The sequence below is a fragment of the Marivita hallyeonensis genome (assembly GCF_900129875.1).
In the GTDB taxonomy this organism is placed as follows: domain Bacteria; phylum Pseudomonadota; class Alphaproteobacteria; order Rhodobacterales; family Rhodobacteraceae; genus Marivita; species Marivita hallyeonensis.
The window spans coordinates 536,537-561,230 of record NZ_FQXC01000002.1; the positions used below are offsets into that span (position 1 = coordinate 536,537).

24 protein-coding genes are annotated in these 24,694 nt (G+C 59.8%); 7 read left to right on the forward strand and 17 right to left on the reverse strand.

What is annotated here, in order from left to right:
• The first annotated feature begins 85 nt into the window (after positions 1–85).
• Together BUA42_RS08330 and BUA42_RS08335 are read left to right on the forward strand one after the other, a co-directional pair.
• Positions 86–760 carry a response regulator transcription factor gene (locus BUA42_RS08330; RefSeq protein WP_072777224.1) on the forward strand — a complete coding sequence of 225 codons (675 nt, stop codon included), beginning with the start codon at positions 86–88 and terminating at the stop codon, positions 758–760.
• Positions 757–2,133 carry a sensor histidine kinase gene (locus tag BUA42_RS08335; protein WP_084066163.1) on the forward strand — a complete coding sequence of 459 codons (1,377 nt, stop codon included), beginning with the start codon at positions 757–759 and terminating at the stop codon, positions 2,131–2,133. The genes BUA42_RS08330 and BUA42_RS08335 overlap by 4 nt, the downstream gene beginning before the upstream one ends.
• An 11-nt stretch (positions 2,134–2,144) precedes the next feature.
• On the opposite strand, the gene BUA42_RS08340 is transcribed toward BUA42_RS08335, so the two are convergent.
• Positions 2,145–3,218, reverse strand: a complete 1,074-nt coding sequence (locus BUA42_RS08340) for an AbrB family transcriptional regulator (RefSeq protein ID WP_072777226.1) — start codon at positions 3,216–3,218, stop codon at positions 2,145–2,147.
• Between the two features lie 74 nt (positions 3,219–3,292).
• Here BUA42_RS08340 and BUA42_RS08345 point away from each other — a divergent pair, with 74 nt between their 5' ends.
• The 3 genes from BUA42_RS08345 to tcuB are packed head-to-tail and all read left to right on the forward strand — an operon-like array spanning position 3,293 to position 6,424.
• On the forward strand, positions 3,293–3,955 hold the full coding sequence (locus BUA42_RS08345; protein WP_072777227.1) for a GntR family transcriptional regulator: 663 nt from the start codon (positions 3,293–3,295) through the stop codon (positions 3,953–3,955).
• Positions 3,952–5,346, forward strand: a complete 1,395-nt coding sequence (gene tcuA / locus BUA42_RS08350) for an FAD-dependent tricarballylate dehydrogenase TcuA (RefSeq protein ID WP_072777228.1) — start codon at positions 3,952–3,954, stop codon at positions 5,344–5,346. The genes BUA42_RS08345 and tcuA overlap by 4 nt, the downstream gene beginning before the upstream one ends.
• Positions 5,336–6,424: a tricarballylate utilization 4Fe-4S protein TcuB gene (gene tcuB, locus BUA42_RS08355; RefSeq protein ID WP_072777229.1), complete on the forward strand. Its 1,089-nt coding sequence runs from the start codon at positions 5,336–5,338 to the stop codon at positions 6,422–6,424. The genes tcuA and tcuB overlap by 11 nt, the downstream gene beginning before the upstream one ends.
• An 866-nt stretch (positions 6,425–7,290) precedes the next feature.
• Here the strand turns inward: tcuB and BUA42_RS08365 are convergent.
• The 9 genes from BUA42_RS08365 to BUA42_RS08405 form a co-directional block, all read right to left on the reverse strand.
• Positions 7,291–7,857 carry a DUF6544 family protein gene (locus BUA42_RS08365; protein ID WP_072777231.1) on the reverse strand — a complete coding sequence of 189 codons (567 nt, stop codon included), beginning with the start codon at positions 7,855–7,857 and terminating at the stop codon, positions 7,291–7,293.
• A 21-nt stretch (positions 7,858–7,878) separates the two neighbouring features.
• The gene (locus BUA42_RS08370) at positions 7,879–9,300 is read right to left on the reverse strand and encodes an amidohydrolase family protein (RefSeq protein ID WP_072777232.1); all 1,422 of its coding nucleotides are present in this window, start codon (positions 9,298–9,300) and stop codon (positions 7,879–7,881) included.
• Positions 9,297–10,313, reverse strand: a complete 1,017-nt coding sequence (locus BUA42_RS08375) for a medium chain dehydrogenase/reductase family protein (protein WP_072777233.1) — start codon at positions 10,311–10,313, stop codon at positions 9,297–9,299. The genes BUA42_RS08370 and BUA42_RS08375 overlap by 4 nt, the downstream gene beginning before the upstream one ends.
• Positions 10,314–10,426: 113 nt before the next feature.
• Positions 10,427–11,323 (reverse strand): HAD-IIA family hydrolase, encoded by an 897-nt coding sequence (locus BUA42_RS08380; protein ID WP_143152646.1) that lies wholly within the window; start codon positions 11,321–11,323, stop codon positions 10,427–10,429.
• 5 nt (positions 11,324–11,328) lie between these two features.
• Positions 11,329–12,144 (reverse strand): phosphonate ABC transporter, permease protein PhnE, encoded by an 816-nt coding sequence (gene phnE / locus BUA42_RS08385; protein ID WP_072777235.1) that lies wholly within the window; start codon positions 12,142–12,144, stop codon positions 11,329–11,331.
• Positions 12,144–12,959, reverse strand: a complete 816-nt coding sequence (gene phnE / locus BUA42_RS08390; RefSeq protein WP_072777236.1) for a phosphonate ABC transporter, permease protein PhnE — start codon at positions 12,957–12,959, stop codon at positions 12,144–12,146. Before phnE (BUA42_RS08390) ends, phnE (BUA42_RS08385) begins: the two co-directional genes overlap by 1 nt.
• Positions 12,956–13,750, reverse strand: a complete 795-nt coding sequence (phnC, locus tag BUA42_RS08395; protein WP_072777237.1) for a phosphonate ABC transporter ATP-binding protein — start codon at positions 13,748–13,750, stop codon at positions 12,956–12,958. Before phnC ends, phnE (BUA42_RS08390) begins: the two co-directional genes overlap by 4 nt.
• Positions 13,751–13,816: 66 nt before the next feature.
• Positions 13,817–14,791, reverse strand: a complete 975-nt coding sequence (gene phnD, locus BUA42_RS08400; RefSeq protein WP_072777238.1) for a phosphate/phosphite/phosphonate ABC transporter substrate-binding protein — start codon at positions 14,789–14,791, stop codon at positions 13,817–13,819.
• A gap of 37 nt (positions 14,792–14,828) precedes the next feature.
• Complete coding sequence (locus tag BUA42_RS08405; RefSeq protein WP_245818976.1) at positions 14,829–15,647, reverse strand: DeoR/GlpR family DNA-binding transcription regulator; 819 nt, start codon at positions 15,645–15,647, stop codon at positions 14,829–14,831.
• Between the two features lie 161 nt (positions 15,648–15,808).
• Between BUA42_RS08405 and BUA42_RS08410 the strand changes: the two genes are divergently transcribed.
• Complete coding sequence (locus BUA42_RS08410; protein ID WP_072777240.1) at positions 15,809–17,470, forward strand: Na/Pi cotransporter family protein; 1,662 nt, start codon at positions 15,809–15,811, stop codon at positions 17,468–17,470.
• Positions 17,471–17,517: 47 nt separating this feature from the next.
• Here BUA42_RS08410 and iolB read toward each other — a convergent pair whose 3' ends face one another.
• Genes iolB through BUA42_RS08435 form a run of 5 tightly spaced genes read right to left on the reverse strand, consistent with a single transcriptional unit; the run spans position 17,518 to position 21,482 of the window.
• A complete protein-coding gene (gene iolB / locus BUA42_RS08415; protein ID WP_072777241.1) occupies positions 17,518–18,327 on the reverse strand; it encodes a 5-deoxy-glucuronate isomerase in 810 nt (269 codons plus the stop codon).
• Positions 18,320–18,556, reverse strand: coding sequence for a hypothetical protein (locus BUA42_RS08420; RefSeq protein WP_072777242.1), 237 nt, complete (start codon positions 18,554–18,556; stop codon positions 18,320–18,322). The genes iolB and BUA42_RS08420 overlap by 8 nt, the downstream gene beginning before the upstream one ends.
• A gap of 9 nt (positions 18,557–18,565) precedes the next feature.
• Complete coding sequence (locus BUA42_RS08425) at positions 18,566–19,360, reverse strand: ATP-binding cassette domain-containing protein (RefSeq protein WP_072777243.1); 795 nt, start codon at positions 19,358–19,360, stop codon at positions 18,566–18,568.
• A 1-nt stretch (position 19,361) separates the two neighbouring features.
• Positions 19,362–20,474 (reverse strand): ABC transporter permease, encoded by a 1,113-nt coding sequence (locus tag BUA42_RS08430; RefSeq protein ID WP_072777244.1) that lies wholly within the window; start codon positions 20,472–20,474, stop codon positions 19,362–19,364.
• A gap of 60 nt (positions 20,475–20,534) precedes the next feature.
• Complete coding sequence (locus tag BUA42_RS08435; RefSeq protein ID WP_072777245.1) at positions 20,535–21,482, reverse strand: sugar ABC transporter substrate-binding protein; 948 nt, start codon at positions 21,480–21,482, stop codon at positions 20,535–20,537.
• A gap of 150 nt (positions 21,483–21,632) precedes the next feature.
• Between BUA42_RS08435 and BUA42_RS08440 the strand changes: the two genes are divergently transcribed.
• Positions 21,633–22,631 (forward strand): LacI family DNA-binding transcriptional regulator, encoded by a 999-nt coding sequence (locus BUA42_RS08440; protein WP_072777246.1) that lies wholly within the window; start codon positions 21,633–21,635, stop codon positions 22,629–22,631.
• Here BUA42_RS08440 and BUA42_RS08445 read toward each other — a convergent pair whose 3' ends face one another.
• Both BUA42_RS08445 and BUA42_RS08450 read right to left on the reverse strand, forming a co-directional pair.
• On the reverse strand, positions 22,632–23,765 hold the full coding sequence (locus BUA42_RS08445; protein WP_072777247.1) for a Gfo/Idh/MocA family protein: 1,134 nt from the start codon (positions 23,763–23,765) through the stop codon (positions 22,632–22,634).
• 16 nt (positions 23,766–23,781) lie between these two features.
• Positions 23,782–24,678 carry a TIM barrel protein gene (locus BUA42_RS08450; RefSeq protein WP_072777248.1) on the reverse strand — a complete coding sequence of 299 codons (897 nt, stop codon included), beginning with the start codon at positions 24,676–24,678 and terminating at the stop codon, positions 23,782–23,784.
• Positions 24,679–24,694: the final 16 nt, after the last annotated feature.

The window sequence follows — 24,694 nt, forward strand, 5'->3', positions numbered from 1 at the left end:
GCGAGGCATATCTCCCCGCTTGATAACCATGGTGTGCCCTGCGAACCTTGCGTCAAGCTTGCGAAGCGGAAAGTGGAACACGCAAATGCGCATCGTTTTGGTGGAGGACAACGCCAGTCTTGCCAAAGGCATCGCCTACCGGTTGCAGGACGCGGGCCATGCGGTGGATATGCTCGACGACGGGTTGCAGGCGTCAGATTTTCTGCGCGACGAACCGGCGGATCTGGTGATCCTCGACATCAACCTGCCGGGAATGGACGGGCTGGACGTGCTTCGCGGGATGCGTGACCGGGGCGATACACGGCCGGTTTTGCTGCTGACAGCACGGTCCGACACGGTGGACCGGGTGCGCGGACTGGATGCCGGGGCGGACGACTATCTGGTCAAGCCGTTCGAGATGGCAGAGCTTGAGGCCCGCGTGCGCGCCCTGTCGCGTCGCAGCCCGCAACCCTTTCGGAAGGAACTGACCTTTGGCCGCCTGACGCTTGACCTCGATGCGCGTCAGGTGCTGGTCGATGGCGCGCCGCTGTCCCTGCCCCGACGCGAGGTCAGTCTGCTTGAAGCGCTCATCACGGCCGAGGGGCGCACGGTCCCTAAGGCGCAATTGCTGGAGCACACTTACGGCACCGGAAGCGATATCGAAGAAGCTGCGATCGAAGCGCACCTGTCGCGCCTGCGCAAACGTCTGAAGCCCTACGGTGTCCGCATCAATGTCCAGCGCGGATTGGGCTACGCCATCGCCCCGGAGGCCGCGTCGTGACGCTGTCGCTCCGCCTTCGGCTGACGCTGATCATTCTTCTGCCGCTTCTCGCCATCGGTACCGCGGTGGGGTTCTGGCAGGTCAGCAACGCCCGGGCGACCGCCGCGGATCTGTTCGACCGCAGCCTTTTGTCCGCAGCGCTCGCCATCTCGGCGGATGTGGAGCGCACGAATGGCAACGCGATCTCGCTGGAGACATCTGACATTCTGGCCGACACCTCCGGAGGCCCGGTGTTCTACCACGTCTACGCCCCTGACGGCATCTACGTGCTGGGCTACGCGACACCACCGGTTCCAAGCTCTGGCACCTATGCGCCCGAGGCGGAGGTGATCTATTACGACGGTCGGTACCACAGCCGCGAAGTCCGCGTGCTTCGGTATCGGTCCGAGACGACTATCGACGGCGTGAGCGGCCTTTTCACCTATACCGTCTGGCAGGACGTTGCAGTGCGCAATGCGTTCGTCAGCGATCTTGTTCTGCGCACCTTTACGGTGATCGCGGTCCTGATCGGATCGGTCGCGCTTGTCGTGTGGTTCGGGGTCAGCCTCGGATTGCGCCCGCTTCTGGCATTGGAGGATGCCATATCGCGGCGCAGCTCGGACGACCTGCGTCCGATCAAGCGCGCTGTCCCGCCGGAAACGGTGGGCCTTGTCACACGGCTGAATTCGCTGTTCCGGCAGGTCGAACAGGCGATGGAGACTCAATCCACGCTGATCTCGAACGCCGCACACCAACTGCGCAACCCCATCGCAGGAGTGCTTGCCATGGCCGAGGCGGTTCACAGCGCGCCCACCGACGCGGCGGCGCGCGAGCGATCAACCGAAGTGCTCGAGGCCGCCCGGCGTGCCAGTGCTTTGGCCAACAAGCTTCTCACCCTCGAACGCGTACAGGCGGCACCGCCACAGGCCCTGCAATCGGAGGTCGACGTGACCGAGCTTGTCACGGAAACGGTGAAGGCCTTTCAAAGTCTGGTGGAAACGCGCGGCGTCGAACTGGTGTCCCGCGTACCAGACAGCGCTGCCACGGTCGTCGCGGACCGGGTGATGCTGGGAGAAGCGTTGGCCAACCTGATCGACAATGCCGTACAACACGGGGGACCCGAGCTGACCCGTATCGCGGTCTCGTTGGCATCAAAGGGAGATCACCTGGAGATTACCGTACAAGATAACGGCAAGGGTCTTGCCGCATCTGACGTCAGCACAGCGCTCGCACGGTTCGGGCAAGCCGGGCCAAGCGATGGCAGCGGTCTTGGCTTGTCGATCGCACATGCAGTGGCGCTTCGGCACGACGGCTCTCTGGACCTGCAGACAGACGGTCAGGGGTTGACCGTCGTGCTGCGTCTGCCGCTTGCCCACGCCGCCACCAAGACCTGAACACCGCATGGCTACGTGTCACCACGGTCCTTCGCGGCGCGCTCGTTGACTCCAAGTAGCCTTGCTGCAATCGGCGCCCCGGCGATGACGACGACGATCCGGGTCAAATGGTGCACAATGACAAACCCAAGGTCGGCCCCGGCCACAATCGCCAAAACCGTCATCTCGGCCTGCCCGCCCGGTGCAAAGGCAAGAAAGCTTTCGACCGGGGGCGCCAGACCCAGAACATAGGCGATCTCGGTAAATCCGGCTGCCAGCGCCGCCAGAAGAAGGACAAAAATCACACCCGCTGCAACGTCGCGGCGCAGCTCGAGCAACGTGACGCCGACATAGCCGACACCAATGCCCATACCGATGAAGAACTGTGCGACAAGAATGGCCTCGGACGGCGGGCGCACGTGGATCAGACCTGACAGGGACAGAATAGCCGTGACAATCATCGGACCGAGGATCGACGCCCCGAAGAGGCCGATCTTCTCTCCGCCTTTCCAACCGACAAGGGCGGCAAGAACCATCAAGGCCAGTTCGCCCATGGGCAAGGTAACCACCGGTGCGCCAATGGGGTTGTCCAGCGACACGCCGAAACCGGCGGTCAGGATGATCGGAGCCACGGTCACGATGATCAACACCCGCGTGGCGTGGATCAGTGACAAGGCACGCACGTCGCCGCCCGCTTCCTGGCCGAAGATCACCATGTCCTGCAAACCGCCAGGCATCGCGGCGTACCAGCTTGTTGCCCAGTCGAATTTGTACACCCGGCGGAAGAACGGCACGCCGATCAATCCGATGATGACAATGTAGAACGGGATCAATGCCACCGAGTAGGCCAGCTGCGGCAACCGAGCCAGCAAGTCCGGTGTGATAGACGCGCCAACGGCGACACCGAGGATCGTCCGCGCCGCGACGGAGATTTGCCCCATGCCACGCAGGCGCGCCCCGGCAAGGGCCGCGATCAGACACGCCAGCATCGGGCCGAACAGAAACGGCAGTGGCAATCCGGTTGCCCAGAAAGCTCCGGTTCCTGCAATCGCAAGACACACAGTCAGGATGCGGTCCCGCGCGGATGAAGACAATGAATGCAGCATCAAGAGGTGATCCTATTGCATCCGGTTGTATCCAAGTGTATCCAATTTGGGAAGCCACAATCACGCCGCCGGATATGCCTGATCCAAAATCACATGACGCCAGCCAAGGTCAGGACGCGTACGCGCGGCTTCTGTCGGAGATCAGATTGGGCAGTCTGCAACCTGGCGACCGCCTCACCGAGACCGATCTCGCGTCGCGTTTCGGCATCAGCAGAACCCCGATCCGCGAAGCAATCCGTCTGTTGGAGGCCGATGGCCTTGTGACGCACAAACCGCGCGTCGGCGCGACGGTCCGATCGTTGGATTACGCTGAAATTACGGAGCTGTACGAGATGCGCGCAGTTCTGGAGGGCACGGCTGCCCGTTTCGCGGCACGCGCGGCCTATGACAGCGAAACCGATGAATTGGCCGCAATCAATGACGCGATGGCGCAATCACCTGAGGACGTAGAGCGCCTCTTCACGCTGAACGCCCGGTTCCACACCGTCTTGCTGAACGCCGCGCGAAACAAATTTCTGATCCGCGCCATGAAGTCCATTCAGAAAACGCTCCTCATACTCGGGCCCTCGACGCTCGTAGAAGCCGAACGCGTGACCGGAGCGTTGCAGGAACACGCCGCGATTATCGACGCACTGCGCGCGCATAACGGCGATCACGCCGAAGCGGCCATGAAGACCCATATCGAAGCGGCCCATCGTGCACGCCTTCGAAAACTGCGTGGAGGCGACGTCGCATGACCCAGCTCGACAAGACCCGATGGGACGTGATCGTTGTGGGCGGCGGCAATGCAGGTCTTTGCGCAGCGATTGAAGCCGCGGAAACCGGCGCGCGCGTTCTGATCCTCGAAAGTGCACCAAAACCCTACCGTGGCGGCAATTCGCGTCACACTCGGAACTTCCGCTGCATGCACCGTGGTCCACTGTCGGTCTTAACCGGCTCTTACGAAGAAGACGAATATTTTGACGATCTGATCCGGGTCACTAAGGGCAAGACGGACGAACATCTCGCACGAATGACGATCCGCACCTCGGAAGAGTGTCTGCCCTGGATGGAAGCCCATGGCGTTGCATTTCAGAAATCCCTGTCCGGCACGTTGTCCCTGAGCCGGACAAACGCCTTTTTCCTTGGGGGCGGCAAGGCTCTGGTCAACGCGTATTACAACACCGCGCAGGACCTTGGCGTGACCGTCGCCTACGAGGCCGAAGTGAAACATGTCGTCGTCGAGGAAGGTCGGTTTCAAGGTCTCGACGTCCTGATCGGCGGGTCGGAAACTCGTATCGAGGGCCGCGCGCTGGTGCTGGCCTCTGGCGGGTTTCAGGCAGACCTTGACTGGTTGGCCGACGCTTGGGGTCCCGCCGCCCGCAACTTTCTCATCCGGGGCACCCCTTACAATCGCGGCGTAGTTCTACGCGACATGCTCGACCAAGGCGCGGACAGTGTCGGTGACCCGACCCAGTGCCACGCCGTCGCCATCGACGGACGCGCCGCAAAGTTCGACGGCGGCATCGTAACCCGCCTCGACTGTGTCCCGTTCTCGGTCGTGGTGAACAAGGACGGCGAGAGATTCTATGACGAAGGCGAGGACGTCTGGCCGAAACGCTACGCCATTTGGGGTCGCCTCGTCGCGGCACAGCCCGATCAAGTGGCATATTCGATCATCGACAGCAAGAGCATCAACAACTTCATGCCATCCGTTTTTCCACCCGAGACCGCCGACACGCTGGACGGGCTGGCACAGAAACTGGGTCTCCCGGGCACGAAGCTGCGCGAGACGGTCACTGCATTCAATGAGGCCTGCCAGAACGGCACCTTCATGCCGACCGAACTGGACGGTCTGTCGACCAACGGTCTCACACCCGAAAAGACGAACTGGGCCCGTCCCATCGATACACCGCCCTACTATGGCTACTCCCTGCGTCCCGGTGTGACCTTCACCTATCTTGGCCTCAAGGTGGACGATACCGCGCGCGTGTCAGGCCCGACCGGACGCTTCGCCAATATCTGGGCGGCGGGCGAGATCATGGCCGGTTCGATCTTGGGTGAAGGCTACCTTGCCGGGTTCGGCATGACCATCGGAACCGTCTTTGGACGCATCGCCGGACAGGAGGCCGCGAAACATGTCGCTTGATACCACACCCGCACTCACGCCGGTGGACGAGGCACGCCGCCAGGTCGAAATCTGCAACGCCTGCCGTTATTGCGAAGGCTACTGCGCGGTCTTTCCATCGGCGTTCAGCCAACGCGCCTTCAGCGACGGCGACATCACGCAACTCGCCAACCTGTGCCACAACTGCCGTGGCTGCTACTACGCCTGCCAATACACGGAACCGCATGAATTCGCCTTGAACCTGCCCGCAGCACTGGCAGAGGTGCGCGTCGAAAGCTGGGAACGATACGCGTGGCCGAAGGGGTTCGCGCGTCTGTTTCAGGAAAGCGGCGTCGCGCTGGCGGGGGCGCTTGTCGTTGGCATTGCCCTGCTCTTTTTCGCGCTGACCGCGTTGACGCCAGAGGCTGGTGAGGGCTTCTATGCGTATCTCTCACACGGCGCGATGGTCGCCATTTTCACGCCCGCGTTTTTGCTCCCGCTCGTCGCGGTCGGGATCGGTCTGCACCGCTATTGGCGCGACGTGGACGGCAGGCCGATTACGTTCGCGCATCTCAAAAGCGCGTTTCAGGATGCCGCCCGTTTGAAGAATTTGTCCGGCGGTGCCGCAAACGGGTGCAATTTCGAAGACGGCGACCGCTATTCGCAAGCGCGTCGGCACGCCCATCACGCGGTCATGTACGGGTTTCTGCTTTGCTTCGCGTCCACCTCAAGCGGCACCGTGCTGCATTACGGGTTCGGAATGGAGGCCCCCTACAGCCTCTTCAGCCTGCCAAAGCTCTTGGGCGTTCCGGGTGGCATACTTCTGACCATCGGCGCGACGTATCTCGTCTGGCTGAAAACCAAGGCCGATCCGGACCTGGGCGCGGCATCAGTCTGGGGCGGCGAAATGGCCTTCGTTCTCCTGCTCGGCGCCACGGGCGCGACCGGCCTCGCGCTTTATGCCGCCACCGGAACCAGCTGGGTGGCACCCTTGCTGGCGATCCATCTGGGCACCGTCCTCGCGTTCTTCGTCACAACGCCCTATTCCAAAATGGTCCACGGCTTCTACCGCCTCGCCGCCCTCATCCGGGATGCGCAGAGGCCGTCGGGTGCGGTGTGATAATTTGGGCTTTCTTCTTCAGGCGACCGCTTTGGCATAGCGCCACGAGCGACACGCACACCCGCGCGTCATGGGCGCTATCCAAACCGGTCATACAGTTGGTCTTGGATGGTCGGAAGGCAACACCTGTCGGTCGATTTCGCAGAACATCTTTCCCGTTTCGCAGATAGGTCTCGACACACCGGAGGTCGCGTCTGCAAGAGCTTTGCTGATCGCTGTTTTATGGTTCGTGAAAGCTGAATCGACGGTCGAAGCTTCGACGGTCTGGGGTTTCTGATCTCACAGGGCTGGGTGAGGGTCGCCGGATCACCTAGGTTCATGTCAATTCGGCGGACGAGAACTGCTCCAAACACCCTTTTGATCAAAACTTCCCGCATCATGTGATCTTCGACTCAACAGCACGGTGCGGCTATCGCATTTGGGCGCACCGCCGATAGGCGCGGCGGTCCATAGGCCACGCCGCAATGGGCAGCCCACCGACGCACATCGCATTCGCGCACATCCGGCGCGTATTGTCCTTGAAGTACCGGCTGAACAAATGGAGCCTCCGCTCTACGCGACCGCCTTGCGAGGTCGACCTAATTGATCGTTATCCAGTCGAAGATGGCACTCGTTTCTTGCGAGATCCGACCGAGTTGCGTGCAGGCTCGGAACGGGGAGCGACGGTCAAGTTCACGATATGCCTCTACCGGCAGGCCAGCGCCTTTATCCATGCTAAACGTCCAAAAAAGCGCTCGGCGTCTGGTCTCACATTGGCAAGCATCGTCACACAGATCAGAGGCATGTGACTTCTGCCGAAATTCGGAGGAATGACTTAGCTCTACACGTTTCGCACAACACACGCGCGGAACCGCAAACGTTCGCGATCATCGCGCGTCAAATCGTGCCACTTCGGCTTTGAAGAAGGGGAAGTCGTCCGGGATACCAAAGTGGTCGCCGCCTTCGACGTAATTCGGGAGTTTGCAGCCCTCGAACTCCCGGCACTCTGAGCGCGTGCCTCCGAAGGGTTTGTCCCGGAAGACCTTCTCGGAGTTTTTGTTGCTCCGACGCAGGATGACCGCCTTCGTAGGATGACAGAATGCCTTGACCTCAACGTCGACGCTCTGGCGGAACGCGCCATACCGCACCGTCGCGCGTGCGGTGTTATCGTCTACCGCATCCCAACTGACGGTCTCGCCGGGAAACAGGCTGGCCGGTTCCCAGGACTCCGCCTCAGTGACCAGACGGCCAAACGCGGATCTGTGGTGGTCGGGGCCGTCTGCAAGGGCGACGGGCAACACGCCAAAGAGCCAGAAACGGGTCAGCGACCCATCCGGCACGCTACATCCGAACCCGCCTAAGGCCCGGCTGCCACGCGTCACACAAGCAAAGAGAACGACGAGAGCAATTGCCGCCATTGCGTAAACCGGGGCCATCATGAGCCGCAGCCCCATGAGCTTTTTGCACCGATCCGCTCAGTCCGCTAGCAGAAGCCGACGTCGCATGTCTTCCAGCATCGCCCGGTCGAGGACCTTTCCGCCCACAATCACCGCGCGCGGGCTGCGCAGTGTGGCTAGCCCATCGAGCGGGTTGGCATCAAGAAGGACAAGATCGGCACGGCGTCCCGGTGTGATGCGGCCGTCCTGATCGTCAAGCTCGAAAAAGCGCGGCGGGGCAACCGTCGCGGTAAAGAGCGCCTCGCGAGGGGTCAGGCCAGCCGACACGTAAATCTCCAATTCATCAAGAAGTGAGAAGCCATGGAACAGATACGGGTTCGCAAAAGACGCGTCCGAAGACGCGAGGATCGGGACACCCGCAGCATGGGCCATGCCAAAGACATGCCGGTCGAGCGCCACGCTGTCTTCGGCCAAGGCCCGCAGTTCGTCCGTCATAGCCTCCAAGCGAAAGTCGGGTTTACCCCATGCCTCCAGTACGGATGAAGGGAGCATACGCATCCGCTCTGCGTCGGGTGCAGGCCAGTTGCCCAGGTAAAAATCGGCCACAACCAGTGTCGGACTGACGTGAAGCCGTGCGTCGGTCATCTGACCTAGAATGTCGGAACACAGGGCGCTGTCCCAGGTCCGCAGGATGATACCGTTGCGCTCTGCCATAATACTGAAAACGCGTGATACATCCGCACCTTCGGACATTGCGTACCGTAGCGCGTCGAGCATCCCTGCCTCTTCGGTCGAACAGGCCATCGGAATGCGACCAAAGTGTTCCATTCCGTCCTGCCCGGCCATAATAGCTGTGCCCAGCGCGACACGCTCGGGGATATGGCCAACAAGCGGAAGACCTTTCGCAGCGGCCGCCTCGGCCAACGCCAGATAGGTGCGTTCATTGAGCATTGAATACGATTTGACGGCGGCCCACCCTTCGGAGGAGATCTGATCCACGATCGCTTGTGCGTCATCTGGCGTATCGGCGAGGAACATACCGGGCCATGAGCCCGGGCTTGCATCGACCCAGGCCCCCGACAGGATCAACCGAGGCCCGATTATCTCGCCCGCTTCGATGCGCGACTGCAGCGCTCTTTGTTCTTCAAACGGCCAGAGCCCGCCCATGTCGCGAATGCCTGTGACGCCGTTAATCAGGTAGAGCGGCAGGGCCGTGTCCGGTTCTGTCGGGGTCGAGAAGATGTGGACGTGGGAATCCCACAGGCCCGGAATGAGATACCCGCCTGCCCCGTCGAGCACATCGACCCCCTCTGCGTCGATCTGGGTGGCAATCTCAGCGATTTGGCCGTCGCGAATGAGCAGCGATTGGCCGTTCACCAATTCACCGGTTTCGACATCAACCAGAGTCACATCTGTGACCAGCGTCGCGGCGTGCGTCACCGACCCGATGACCAAAACCGCCGCGATCGCCATGATGTTACCGAGCAAAGACTTTTTCATGGGTGCGATACCCGAAGAACCAGCTTCCCCGGCACCTCGCCCGCCTCGAGCCGTTCATGCGCGCGCCGCACCTCGGACAGGGGTAAGACCTCGGCCACAGCTGGTGTCAGCCGCCCTTCGGCCAGCATTGCGAACAGTTTCGCGAGGTCATCCTTGAACCAATCAGGATGCCGACGCCGCATGGAGCCAATCGAATAAAAGGCCGTACCATGACCGTTGGGCAACCAGTCCCAGAGCTTCAGCTTCACGAAATCCAACGGGATCGACCCGCCATGGCCCAAAACCTCATTCGTGAATCCAAAGGCCACGAGCATCCCGCCGGGCTTCAACGCGTGCAAGGACCGCGGGAAACTGTCGCCTCCGAGCGCGTCGAATGCCGCGTCGACACCCTCGCCCACGGCGGCCTTCAACCTGTCGTCCAAATCTGCCGCATCGGCGTCGATCGGGATACCACCGAATGAGACGATCAGGTCGTGCTTCTCCGCGATGTCGGTGCCAAAGGCCCGGATCCCCGCGTCCCGCGCCAGTTGCAGCATCGCTGTGCCAACGGCCCCGCCCGCACCGTGGATCAAGATGCTCTGCCCCGCCGAAACCCGCGCCACACGGTGAAGCATCTGATAGGGCGTCACGGCCGACAGGACCATCGCCAAGGCATCTTCGTCGGATACATGCTCTGGCACGCGGGTCAGACGATCGGACGGCAGACAGATGTATTCGGAATACGCCCCAATCGTGGTCAGATCGGCAACCCGGTCACCTGTTTGAAAACCGGACACGCCTGCACCCAGCTTGTCCACGACGCCCACCAGATCGTATCCCGGCACAAACGGCGGCTTCTCCTTCACATCGGGATACATCCCCTTGCGGATCATGACGTCGGTAAAGGCTGCGCTCGTGACAAGAACGCGAACACGCACCTCTCCATCACCCGGTTCAGGAAGCGCGTCGAGCGTCCGGATCGACAACTCCTCCGGTCCTCCAAACCCATGCAAAACGACTTGCGAGAACGTCATGCCCCTAACCCACCTATTCCAGAAAACCGCGCAATTGACGCCTGCAAAGCCTACACCCCGGACGCGGGAAATAGGTTGACGCACATCAAGTGTCAGTTGGTTGTCGGACTAATTCAGGGACGTGCCAAAACGAAATTCGGGGTTATTCCCGATCGTGCAATGGCTTTTGAGACGTCGCTATTCGCAAAGAATCCGTATCCAGCGACCAGGGCCGATGAAACCCCGGCAATATGCGCACCCAAAATGTCCGTGTGCAGACTATCTCCAACCATTACGACCCTAGATCGATCGACCTGTCCCAACCTCTCGAAGACAAGTTCGTAAATGTTTGGAAATGGCTTTCCAAAGAAATGCGGCACCGCAGAAGTTTTTTTTGACAGCTGATGTGCGAAATAGCCGGGTTCTACAGAAAAGCCTTCGTTGCGTGGCGCCACGATGTCCGGGTTGCCGACGAGTATGGTTCTTGGCCGCGATGCGAGGGACTGCTCCAGTCGGCGTTGTCGGTCTTCCGTCCAGCTCCCGCTGCCGATAAGCAGAAACCCGTCAGCGTTATAGTACGCATCAGGGTCGTCCAGTAGCGAGGCCGTGCGCGAAACACCAAGATCGTTGAGCCCGTCAAGATCACCACCCATGACGCCCCAAAGGCGATCATTCATGGACTTCAACGCAATCGCAAGCGTTTGTCGGCTGGTGACAATGTCTTCCGGTTCGAAATCATATCCAAGCCGCCGGTACTTTTTGACCAGTGACGCCAATGGGACGCTTGCCGCATTCGAGACGATCATTGCACGTTTGCCTGCCGAGACGAGATCAGCCACCCTTTTCTGAACTCCGGGTATGGCTTCTTCCCCGATGTTCAGCACGCCAAAAGCGTCCAACAGGAACACATCAAACTGGTCGAACAGATCGGAAAGATCTTCGAGGTAAACGGTATCCCGGCTCGTGGTATCCGCGGCTGGCAGCACATGACGAACGGCCTCGTACTCTGCGAACGCCCGGTCAACCGTCATGGAGATCAAATGATCGCCCCCCGAACCTTGGCCGAAACCCATTCGCTTATGACGACGGCGGCCAGGATCACGAGCAGGATCAGGCTGACCTGGGGCCAGGCCAAGACGTTCAAAGATGCGGACAGTTGCAGGCCGATGCCGCCTGCGCCGACAAGTCCAAGGACGGTGGACTCGCGGATGTTGATGTCCCAGCGGAAGACGGCGATGCCCGCGAATGCCGGCATGATCTGAGGGACAATTCCGTAGGCCATAACTTGCCAGCGCGACGCGCCGGTGGCGGTGATCGCTTCCACCTGGCTCTGGTCAATTTCCTCGATGGCCTCGTAGAGGAGTTTCGCGCAAAATCCGATGGACCGGATTGCGATGGCGATGACACCCGCGAAAACGCCCGGTCCAATGATCGCAATCAGCAGAAGCGCCCAGATCAGAGAATTGATCGAGCGCGTCGAAACGATAATCAAAAGCGCGATGGGCCGGATGAAGAGTGCCGAGGGCGTGGTGTTGCGCGCCGCAAGAAAGGAGACCGGCACCGCCAAAAACAGCGCGATGATTGTGCCAAGTGTCGCGATGTTTATCGTGTCCCAGATCGGACGACCGAGTTGTGTGATGTATTCCCATCGCGGCGGGGTCGCGCGGGACCAGATATCATCTGCGATGCGTGGTGCATCCCACACAAAGAACCAGGTTGTCGCCTCGGATATCCGTTGCCAGCACACCACGAAAACGGCGACACCGATCAGCCAACCAAACCAGCGGATCAGGCTCTCGCCGGTCGTGCGGCGGCGCCACTCATGGCCGCCATTCCGTTCGAGTACCGGCATTACTGCACCCTCGCACGGATGATGCCCGACAGATATTCAAGCGCCATGACGATCCCGATGATCAAAAGCAGGATGGCCGCGGCCGTATCGTACTCGTAGCGGTCAAAGGCAGTGTTGAGCGTCGCCCCGATCCCGCCTGCGCCGACAAGACCGAGGATCGCGCTTTCGCGAAAGTTGATATCGATCCGGTACATGGAAAGCCCGACAAGACGTGGCATAACCTGCGGTTGAACGCCGTAATTGATCCACTGCATCCACCGTGCACCAGAGGCGCGGATCGCTTCGGCCTGCACCTTGTCCATCGACTCGATGTCTTCGGCGAGCAGCTTGGACAGGAAACCGATCGTTGCGAAGGACAGCGTCAGGAACCCGGCCAGTGGACCAAAGCCAAAGATCGCCACCAAAAGGATTGCGACGATGATTTCCTGAAGTGCGCGGCTGATGGCCACAATGCCACGGCAGATCAGGTAGATCGGCATGGGCGCGATGTTGCGGGCGGCGCCAAGGCCGATGGGGATAGAGATGAGAATACCGACAACAGACGCGGCCACCGTCATGACGACGCTTTCCAATAGCCCACTCCAGATGTCACCGGCCCGAGACACGAAATCGGGTTTGGTGAACGCCAGAACGAACTGTGCGCCTCGGTCCAGGCCTTCGTAGACGCGCGCCCAATTCACGTCGATCGTCATGTACGCGGCGATCAGGTAGGCGATGAAACCGACGGTCAGGGTCCATCGCAGATACGGGTTCGGGACAAATCTGGGCTTGCGCCATTTGGTGCCCAGCATGTCGTCCAGTTCGCGATGGCTCATTCCGCGGCCTCGATCTCGTCTTCGTCGTCCACCTTTTCGATGGTCGCTTCCCAATCTTCCTCACCGTAGATCTCGGTCAGCTTGTCGGGGGTCAGACCCGTGGGCAGACCATCATAGACGATCTCTCCGAAGCGCAGCCCGACGACGCGCGGCACGAACATCTGCGCCAGCGCCACGTCATGAATGTTGATGATCGCAGCCAGCCCGCGCTCCTGGCACAGCTCTGTGATAAGGCGCATGATCTGGCGGCTCGTCTTGGGATCGAGCGATGCGGTGGGCTCGTCCACAAGCAGTAGTTTGGGGTTCTGGATCAACGCGCGGCAGATGCCGACGCGCTGGCGCTGACCGCCGGACAATTCGTCGGCACGCTTGTCAGCCATGTGCAAAAGCCCGACGCGATCCAGCAATCGGAACGCTTCGTCCACGTCGGATTGCGGGTACTTTCGCAGGAAGCTACGCCAGAACCCGACATAGCCGAGCCGCCCGGACAACACGTTTTCCATCACCGTCAGGCGTTCGACCAGCGCGTATTCCTGGAAAATCATCCCCATCTCGCGCCGCGCCTTGCGCAACGCACCCGATCCCAGTTTCGACAGGTCGACATCGTCCAGCAGGATTTCACCGCTCGTTGGTTCCACCAGCCGGTTGATACAACGAATCATCGTCGACTTGCCGGCCCCGGACGGCCCGATCAGGGCAAGGACCTGCCCTTTCGGCACGTCAAGGTCGATGGATTTCAGGGCCTGGTCACCTGTCTTGTAGGTTTTGACCAGCTTTTTCAGGCGCAGCATAAACATCCCCTCGCGAGGGTTGGCGACAGGTCCGAAGTTCGGACCTGCCGATTCAAGAAAAGGCGATCACTCGCAGGCGTAGCTGACACCGTTGGCTTCGTCGATCTGGCGGATCACCGCCCAGAATTCCTTGTAGTTCATCGGAAGGAACTGACCTTCGTTGGACTTCGAGAATTCTTCCTCCAGCGAAGTGCCTTCCCACTCAAAGTTGATGAACGCATCGCGGATTTGCTCCTGCAGCTCCGGCGTCAGGTTGTGCGCCGTGCCGTAGCCTGTCGTCGGGAATGTCTGCGACTTGTAGATCGACACGATCTGGTCTTCGCTCACAACCTCGCGTTCGGTCATGCGGTGCAGAACGGAATTCGCGATAGACGCCGCCGGGTAGTCCTTGTTGGCCACGCCCAGGATCGAATTGTCGTGCTTGCCCGAGAAGACAGGTTCGAAATCGCGGTCGGCGACCATGTCGTACTCGGCCATGAGAATCGCGGACGGCGCCTTGAAACCCGAATTTGAGGTGGGCGAGGTGAACGCCAACTGGCCGCCCTTGATATCCTCGACCTTTTCAATGCCGGAGCCGGGATAGGTGATGATTTCCATCTCGTAGCCAAAGCTACCGTCGGTTGCTGCCATCAATGCAAACGGACGGAAACCCGCGCAGTTCACCGCCAACGGATTGGATCCGGTGTTGAAACCCGCCACGTGCAGGCGGCCCGAGCGCATCGCCTCGATCTGGGCGGCGTTGTTCTGGACCGGGAAGAAGACGACGTCTTTTCCAGTGACTTCCGAAAGGTGATCGATGAAGTCCGACCATGCCGCAGCATAGACTGCCGGATCCTCAACCGGTGTATAGGCAAAGACCAGCGTGTCGGGATCGACCAGTTCGCTCGGATCGGTCGGGATGTCAGCGACCAGATCACCATCTACATCGCAAAACCGTTCGTCCAGATCACCGCGCGGGCAGTCTTGCGCGGAGGCTGTTGAACCAAGTGACATCAACACAAAAGCCGATGCGCCCAGAAGCAGCTTCATATTCAATTTCATTATTTCCTCCCATGATTTGTTTTTGGTTTTTTGCAGACTACGACGCGGCTTCGGCCACGACAATGTCCACTTGCGCGGCCCTAAGTGCCGCCAGCAAGCCGGTTCTCGGGCGAGCGTCCGTAAAAAGCACATCCAGTTCATCCAACTTTCCGGCCGATGCAAGCCCGGTGATGCCAAATTTCTCTGAGTCGATCAAAAGCGCGCATGTCGCCGCCCTTCGCAACATCTCCCGCTTGACCGCTGCAAATCCCCGTACTGTCTCCGAAATCCCCTCTTCAGACAGAGCGGACGCGCCGATCATGCAACGATCAACATGGTAATTTCTCAGAAATTCGAGAGTTTCGGTCCCGATCACAGCGCTTTCCGCGGATTGATACTCTCCCGGACATAGCATCACGTCTGCCGCACCGTGACCAAGCGTCATCGCAACAGGAAGAGAGTTGGTGATCACCGTACAGGTGACGCTTCGAAACGCGAGCGCCTTGGCCAACTCGATGGTCGTTGAACCGGAATCGATCATAACCGTTTCGCCATCGTGAACGGATTGAGCAGCAACCGCGGCGATGCGTTCTCGTTCGTGGACGCGGCCAGCAATGCGTTCGTTCAGAGGCGGATAAAGACCCTGAGAAGGAGCCGAAGCCCCGCCGTGGGCGCGATCAATCAAATTCTCCGCTGCCAAGGCATCCAGATCACGCCGTAATGTTTCTGGCGACACGTCGAACCGTTCAGCCAAGGTACTGATCCGCACGTGAGGGCGAAGTTTCAGCTCTAACAGAATTTGCCGACGGCGTTCCTGCTTCTTGAGCTTTTTGCCCACCTTCCGCGCTGCAATATTGAGCATCGATCGGTCTTGCACGCGACCCCTCCCCTGGTGGGAATTTGTGGTGTTTCAAAAATTAATGCAAATATTTTGTTGCATACACATCGTTTTGATGGTGACCTTTTATGAGAAGTGGAACTTGAGGTGCTCTTTTTGCCCACAACTCCCGCAGCAATTCGACGTGGAATCTTCGGCGAATGATCATGCTTGCAGCAGAATTGGCGGCGGGCGTGGCGCTACTATTGTGGTCGGTCAGATTGATCCGTACCGGGGTGGAGCGCGCTTTCATGAGCGAATTAAAGCGCGGCTTGAAAAACATCTCGGGACACCGCGTCACCGCAGCCGCTGGTGGCGGGCTGGCGGCCATGTTGATGCAAAGCTCAACCGCCGTCGCCCTGATTGGCGCAGGCTTTGCGGTATCAGGCCTGCTGGCACCACACTCTGCCCTAGCTCTTCTGCTTGGCGCCGATCTCGGGTCGGCACTTTTGGCCCAGATCTTATTGCTCCCGGTGCAAGCGGTCATCCCGTTCGCAATGATTATCGGAGTTGTCACCTTTTTGAAGGCAAGTACACGGCGGACAAAACAGATTGGACGCATCGTGATCGGGTTCGCCCTGGTATTCACTTCGCTTGGGATGATCCGCACGGCAACTGCGCCGATCAGCGACAACGTGATCGTCCAATCCGTCGCGATGTACTTCGAGGCAGATCTCCTGAGCGCGTTTGTCTTGGGGACAGTTCTGGCTTGGGCAATGCACTCAAGTCTTGCGGCTGTCCTGACCTACGCGACATTCGTATCTACCGGTTTGATCACCGCACCCGTTGGTGCCGCATTGGTCATAGGAGCCAACTTGGGTGGCGCGCTCATACCACTCAGTCTTCTTTGGTCAAGTACGCGGCCTGCAAAACTGCTGGCTCTTGGAAACCTCATTGCGCGCGGAACCATCACACTAATGTTTTTGGGAATGCTTTTCGCCAACCTTCTTGACCTCACGATCTTGGGTCCGTCGGCAAGCCAGCAAGTCATCACACTGCACGTCGTCATCAACACCGCGCTGCTTCTGATCGCACTTCCGTTCGTGAAAGTTATTGCGCGGTTGTGCGAAAGCGCGGTGCCCAAGCGTCCCGATCCTACACAGAACACCATGACTGCGCTTGACCCAAAGGCATTGGATCACGCGCCTTTGGCACTCGCTTGCACTCAACGCGAATTGCTTCTCATGGCCGAGACTGTACAGGCCATGCTGGTGCCCGTGATGCAGCTCTTCCGTCAATGGGATCCTGACATGGCGCGCGTTATCAGAATGCGCGAAGACGACGTGGATCGGATGCATTTCGAGACCAAAATATACGTTTCACGTCTACGCGAAACCGACCTGCGGCCAGCACAAGACAAGAAAACACTCGAAACGGTGGCCATGGCCAACAATCTCGAGGAGGCTGCAGACCGGATTGCTGTCAACATTCTGACATTGGCAGAAAGAATGCATAACACCGGCGTGACTTTTTCGAACGAAGGGTTGTCCGACCTAGAGGATTTCCACGACCAGGTAGTCACCAACGGCCAACTCGCCCTGAGTGTTTTGACCACTGGAGACGCCGAGGCCGCACGCCAATTGGTGGCAGAAAAAGATCGTGTTCGTTTTGAAGAGCAAAGGCTGCAAGAACGCCATCTGAAGCGCCTACAAGCAGGCGAAGCGGCGAGTATTGAAACGACGAATATTCATCAGGAAACGCTTCGCCTGTTAAAGCAGATAAACGCTGAACTCACCTATGTGGCGTACCCAATTGCGGAAGAAACCGGCGATCTTCTTGATAGCCGCTTGGCGCAGCCGTCCAAGGCAGGAATATTGGGATGAGGCCCTCTAGGTCAAATCCCTATAAAAGTGTATTCACTTGAGTACCTTTACCCCGCATCGCGCTCTGCGATCCAGTTGTGGTCAGGGTCGTTCTGGAAGCGCCATTTGCGCAGCGGGCCTGCCATGACGTTGAGGTAGTACATATCGTAGCCATAAGGCGCGCCGCAAGGGTGGTGACCTTTCGGGACCAGCACAACGTCTCCATCTTCAACCGCCAGCGTCTCATCCAGTGACCGATCGTCGGTGTAGACGCGCTGGATGCCAAACCCCTGTGACGGGTCGAGCCGGTGATAATAGGTCTCTTCCAGATAGGTCATGCGGGGAAAGTCGTCTTCGTCGTGGCGGTGGCTTGGGAACGACGACCAATGGCCTGCGGGAGTGAAAACCTCTGTCACCAGAAGGCTCGACGCGACGTCGCGGTCCTCCATTGCGATATTGTTGATGTAGCGGGTGTTCGTGCCCTTGCCGCGCGGGGTCAGCGCAATCCCGTCCGGGCCAAGCCGCTGCACCGCGTGCTCGGCAATTGCCGGAGCGGTGCAGACCGCAAAGGTCACATCCGTCTTTGCGGTGGCCGTCCATTCGCTTGACCCGGGCACGTAAAGTGCATGCGGTGGCAGCTTTTCGAACACCGAAAGTCTTTCGCCCATGACACCGAATTCTTGACCTGCCGCAGAGACCTGCGCCGTGCCCTCAACCAGCACCAGAATGGCTTCACGGTCACCCGTCGCCTCTGTCGCTGTGTCGCCAGGTCGGAGGTGGTACAGCCCAAAGCCGACATATCCCCAGCCCGCGCTTTCGGGGGTAATGTCATGCACCTTGCCGATCTTTCCTGACGGTCGCCGCTTCAGGTCATTCATCGCTCGCCCCTTCACCCTCTATGTCGAAATCAAAAAACAGCACGTATCCAGCATAGACACCGATCCCGGCGGCCAAAAGCGCCCACCATGGATTGCCATAGAGGATCTCGATCACGCACCAAAGCGTGATCACCGCAACGGTCGCGATCCGACGCCACATCGGGAGAAAGAACGATACCCGCAGGTTCAGCGCCGGATGCCGTTTTCGGGGCTTGCCGGTGTCGGGCATGGGCCCTGCTCAGACCGTGCCGCCAAGCGCATCGTCAAGCTGTGCTAGTTCCTGACCGCCCGCCATCATATCCTGCAACTCGTCCGGTGTGATCTGACCCCGCTGCGCCGTACCGAGGGTCTGGCCGCGATTGAGCACGGTGAACCTGTCGCCCACAGCAAGCGCGTGGCGCACGTTATGGGTGATGAAGACCACCGCAACACCCTGTTTGCGGACCTTGTCGATGGTGGCAAGGACGTTGGAGGTCTGGCGCACGCCCAAGGCTGATGTCGGCTCGTCAAGGATCAAGACCTTTGCCCCGAAATGGACCGCGCGCGAAATCGCAACCGTCTGACGCTCGCCACCGGATAAGGTCCCAACCGCTTGATCGGGACCACGCAGGTTGATCCCCATCTTGCGCATCTCTTCCATGGTTGTCCGGTCGGCCAGGTCCCGGTCGAAGAACGGAATACCGGCGATCTTCTTGACCGGCTCGTTGCCCATGAAGAAATTCCGGCTGACCGACATCAGCGGGATCATGGCGAGGTGCTGGTGCACCGTTGCGATTCCGGCATCCATCGCGTCGCGCGGCGTGGCAAAGTTCATCGGCTTGCCTTCGAAAAGGATCTCGCCCTTGGTCGGTTTGTGTACGCCGGACATCGTCTTGATGAAGGTGGATTTGCCCGCACCGTTATCGCCAAGAAGGCAATGGCATTCGCCGGGATAGACATCGACCGACACACCAGCCAGCGCGATCACCGGGCCAAAGTGCTTTTCGATGTTCCGCATCTCGACGATCGGGGCGTGTTCGGACCGTGCGTTCATCTCACCGCTCCCCCGTGATCATGCGGCGGATGTAGGTGTTCAGCACCACCGCACCGAGCAGAATGATACCAAGGAAGACGCGGAAAAGCGAGCTTTCGACACCAGCGAAGAACAAACCCTGTTGCACCACGCCAAAGATGAGCGCCCCAAGCGCTGCGCCGATGACGGACCCATAGCCGCCGGTCAGAAGCGCTCCGCCAATGACCACGGCAATTATTGCCTCGAATTCCTTGAGCAACCCACGATCGGCTCCGGCGGACCCGAACTCCATCACCTGGCACGTCGCGAACACCGTGGCGCAGAAGGCCGTGAACATGAACATCAGAACCTTGACCCGGTTCACCGGAACGCCCGAGTTTCGCGCGGCCTCGGCATCTCCGCCCGCCGCAAAGACCCAGTTCCCAAAGCGCGTTCTCGTCAGAAGGATGTGCCCAAAGGCCACCAGCAGCAAGGCCCAGACGATCAGCATCGGCAATCCATCGACCACCGGCTGACCTTCCCGCGAACCCCGCTCGAAGACGCCGACGACACCGATATCACCGAGCCATTGGAAGAACCCGGTAAAGATCTTCCCGCCGAACACCGGTGCAAGCCAGTCGCCTTCCGCCGCGTCGCGGATACCACCGATGATGGTTTTGTTTTCGACGGTCTGAGGAATGTAGATCGTGAACCCGCGCAGGATGAACAGGAAAGCAAGCGTGACGATAAAGCTCGGAAGCCCGGTGCGGATAACGATGAACCCGTTGAGCGCGCCAAGCGATACGCAGATCACAAAGGTGATCAGGATGGCGATCCACATCGGCAGATCAAGCACGATGCCGAACACCGCGATCATCATACCGGCAAACCCGATCATTGACCCGACGGACAAATCAAACTCGCCCGCGATCATCAAAAGGCACGCGCCGACCGCGATGATCATGAATTGCGCCGAGACAATCGACCAGTTCATGATGCCCTGCGCGGCGAACATGCCACTGTCGTACGCAAAGAGCAGGAAAAACACGAAAACGGCGACGGTTCCAACCATGCCGCCCAGTTCCGGCCTCATGAGTGAAAGTCGCAGACGCGACATTTCCTTTACGCGTTCGTCTGTCGTGGCCGTGTCAGCCATCTTCCCCTCCCCAAGCCAAAAGGACAACGGCCGCCCGAAGGCGGCCGCCTCATGTGCGGATCAGCGGTACTCGCCCGCGAACTCTTCCACCTTTTCAAGCCCGTCAGCGGTCACGAAGCCCGGACCCGAGTTGATGTTGTTTCCGGGCAGAACGCCGTAGCGGTCCCAGTTGGCCAGAACGACAACCGGCAGATAAGCTTGCAGGAACGGCTGCTGGTCGATGCCCCAGTTGATGGTGCCACTCTTGATGGCTTTTACGATCTCTTCACCAAGGTCGAACGTGCCGAAGTGGATTTCGCCCGACAAGCCCATCTCGTCGAGGGCTGCGATGGTGGGGTCAGCCGAAACCGGACCCAAGGTCAGAATGCCATCCACGTCGGGATTGGCCGACAGATAGGCCATCACCTTGTTCTTGATTTCCGATGGGTCGGTACCCGAGTCCATCATCGCGTTGCCCAGTTCGATGCCCAGACCGTCGGCATAACCGCGGCAGCGCTCACCCACTGTGGGCTGTTGGATGGCGTGGTTCACGCAAAGGAAATTCGTCACACCTTCGCCCTTGGCCCGCATTCCCGCCGCGAGACCCGCGTCATATTCGGGTTGCCCGACATACATCAACGCGCCAACCTCACGCGCCTGCTCGGGCGTGCCGGTGTTCATGATGATGACATCGATCCCCTGATCGACAGCGTTCGAGATCGGACCCTGAAGAACGTCGAAATCCGCGAGCGTCGTGATAATCCCATCGGGGGCAGAGGCAGTCGCCTGCTCGATGATGCGCGCCATGTCGGCAATATCGCCGGTGGGCGGGTTACGATACTCGACATTCACCCCCACTTGCTCACCGGCCAGAGCGATGCCGTTCTTGATGGTGTTCCACCACGTGTCGCTGTCAGGCGCGTGGCTCACCAGTACGTAGTTGAGTTCTTCGTGACCAGCCGCAGTCGCCGCAACCGGGGCGGAAATAATCGCTGCGCCAATGGCGAGCGACGCAATCATCTGTTTCATGGGGTCCTCCCTGACCTCTGTTTTTCTCCCTGAAGGCTTACGCCCTCGTAGCTTGAGAGAAGCATACAGGCGCAAAAAATGCAACCGGTTGCAAAAATGACTTCAACCAACGGTGAGACTACCTTAAATCCAGTATCGGAAAGGAACGTCATGCCCGTAACACTCAAGGAGGTCGCGGCTCATGCCGGTGTATCGACATCGGCGGTATCGCGCACATTCACCGAAGGCGCCTCCGTCTCGCAGAAGACGCGGAGGAAGGTCGAACGCGCCGCAGCAGAATTGGGCTACCGCCCGAACGCGCTTGCCTCGTCTCTGACCACGGGTCGGACCAAACTGATCGGGCTGATTTCCAACAACTTTTACAATCCGATGTTCCTCGAGGTTTTCGACCTTTTCACCCGAAGCCTGCAGGAACGCGGCCTGCGTCCCTTGCTGGTGAACCTGACCGACGAAACCGATCCGGACAATTCGCTGAAACTGCTCCGGCAGTACTCGGTCGACGGCGTTGTCGTGGCGTCCTCGACCCTGTCACCCGAGTTTTCCGTCGCCTTCCAGGAAGCGCGTATTCCGGTTGTTCATTCCTTCGGACGCTTCGCCAGCGCGCCCCGCGTGCATGTGGTCGGGATCGACAACGCCGAGTGCGGACGGATGGCGGCCCGCACACTTCTCGCACGCGGTTACAAGCGGATTGGCTTTCTGGGCGGTCCCTGGGAAGCCACCTCGACCGCCGACCGACGCCGGGGGTTTTGGGATGTGATGAACGACCAGACTGTTGCTGAGGCGACCGAAAGCTTTGCCACCGCCTATTCCTTTGAGGCAGGTCGCGCTGAGATGCTCAACCTGCTCGATGGAGATCGGGCAGAAGCCTATTTCTGTGGCGACGACGTCCTGTCTATCGGCGCCCTCAGCGCGATTGCCGATGCAGGTCTCAGCGTGCCGAAAGATATCGGCGTCATCGGGCTCAACGACATGAAGATGGCGGGATGGCAGAACATCAATCTGACGACCATACGCCAGCCGATCCGCCAGATCATCGACAGCTCGATCGAACTTGTCGTCGCGATGCTGGATGATCCCGAACGGCTCCCCGAAGCGCGGCTTTTCGCGTGCGAGATCATCGAACGCGGCACGCTGCGCCCGCTGCCCTGATCAACGGAACATCGGCGGACGGGCATCCACCCAGACTCCGCGCTCAGCGGCTGACGCCACAGACGCATGCACCGCCGCCATCGACCGCAACCCATCTTCCGCAGTCGGGAAATTGGCAGGCGCACCGCTGTTCAGCTGCGCGGCGAGATCGACATAGATGTTGGCGACGGCGAGTGGGAATCCCTCTGGGTGGGCTATCGCCACGCGGCTCAGCCGTGACGCTTCGTCGGACAGGCCAGCCTCGCCTTTCTCCATAATCTCCACGCGCCGGCCCAACCGGTGATAGTAGACTTGGTTCGGTTGTTCAGACGCCCAGCGAAACCCTCCTGTCTCACCGAAAACCTGAATGTCGAGACCGTGCTGACGCCCAAGCGCAATGGTCGATGTCCAAAGACGGCCAACGGTTCCACGCTCGGTTCGGAAATTGACCATCGCGTCGTCTTCCAAGACGCGGCCTGCAACCGTCGAGGCGAAATCAGCGGACAGTTCCCGCACCTCGTCGCCAAGGATGAAGGACGCCAGATGCAGCGCATGAATCCCGCAATCGGCCATCTGTCCGGACACGCCGGCCTGCGCAGGATCGTACCGCCAGCGCACGCGCGGGTTTTCAGCATCGTCCCCTGCAGCGTGATGCCCGTGGCTGAAATTCGCCACTACGGTCCGAATGCGCCCAAGTTCTCCGGCCGCGACCATCGCCTTCATCTGGCGCACCATCGGATAGGCGCTGTAGCAATAGTTGACTGCACAGATTTTCCCGGAGGCGCGTGCGACGCGCACAATCTCCTCGCCTTCCTCGACCGTCATGGTCATCGGCTTCTCGCAGAGCACATTGAAACCGGCTTCAAGGAACGCCTTGGTGATCTCGAAATGCGAGTTGTTGGGCGTGGCAACGGTGACAAGATCAATGCGGTCATCTCGCGCCTGCTCCCCGGCAAGCATCTCTTGCCAGTCGCCATACGCGCGGTTCTTTGCGATGCCGAGAGATTGGGCATAGGCCCGGCCCTTTTCGGGATTGGCGTCAAGTGCGCCTGCCGCAAACGAGAAAAGCCCGTCGGCCTGGGCGCCCAAACGGTGTGCCGGGCCGATCTGGCTGCCTTCACCCCCACCGATCATGCCCCACCTGAGTTTGGTCATGGGTCCGTCCTTTCGCTCAGTTAAAGCCGATAGAGGCCAGGTACGCGCGGTTCAGCTTCGCGTCGCCCAGCGGGTCGGTGTCGGGCAAGGTCGGATCGCAATCCTGCTCGACCGTGCACCAGCCATTGAAATTCGCCTTTATCAGGATCTCGCGCACGCGCGGGAAATCCACATCTCCATCACCAAGATTGCAGAAAATACCCTGCCCGCAGGCGTCGTAGAATCCAGTTCGTTTGGCAACCACATCGGCTTTCACAGCCGGATCGATGTCCTTGAAATGCATATAGCTGATACGGTCCATGTGCCGCTCCATGAAGGCGACCGGATCGTACCCCGCATAGGAATGATGCCCGGTGTCGAAGCAGATCTTGAGAATGCTCTCATCCACCTCATCAAGAAGCCGCTCAAGCTCTGGCTCGAAATCCATGAACCCGGCGGCATGCGCATGGATACCCACAGTGAGGCCGTATTCTTCAGCCCCCATCTTCGCGACAGTGGTGATGCGATCGCGATAGGTCGACCACTCGGCGGCCCCCATCTTTTCGGCCTCGTCCCAGCGCCCCGCGGACGGCGCGCGGCGCGGCGAGATGGAGTCGATAAGCACAAGGTGTTCTGCCCCATGGGCGACCAGCGCCTTGCACGTCCGGACCGATCCATCCAGCACATCGTCCCACTGCGCCGGATCATGAAACGGCCGGAACACGACACCGCCGATCAGTTCAAGTCCATTCTCATCCAGCGCTTCGGCCAGCAGCACCGGGTCCTCTGGCATAAAGCCCACCGGACCAAGTTCGATGCCCGTGTATCCCGCCTCCGCGTTCTCCTTCAGCACCTGACGCCACGGGGGATTGCGCGGATCACCCGCGAATTCCACGCCCCATGAACAAGGGGCGTTGCCAATTCTGATACTCACGCGCCATCTCCTCCGT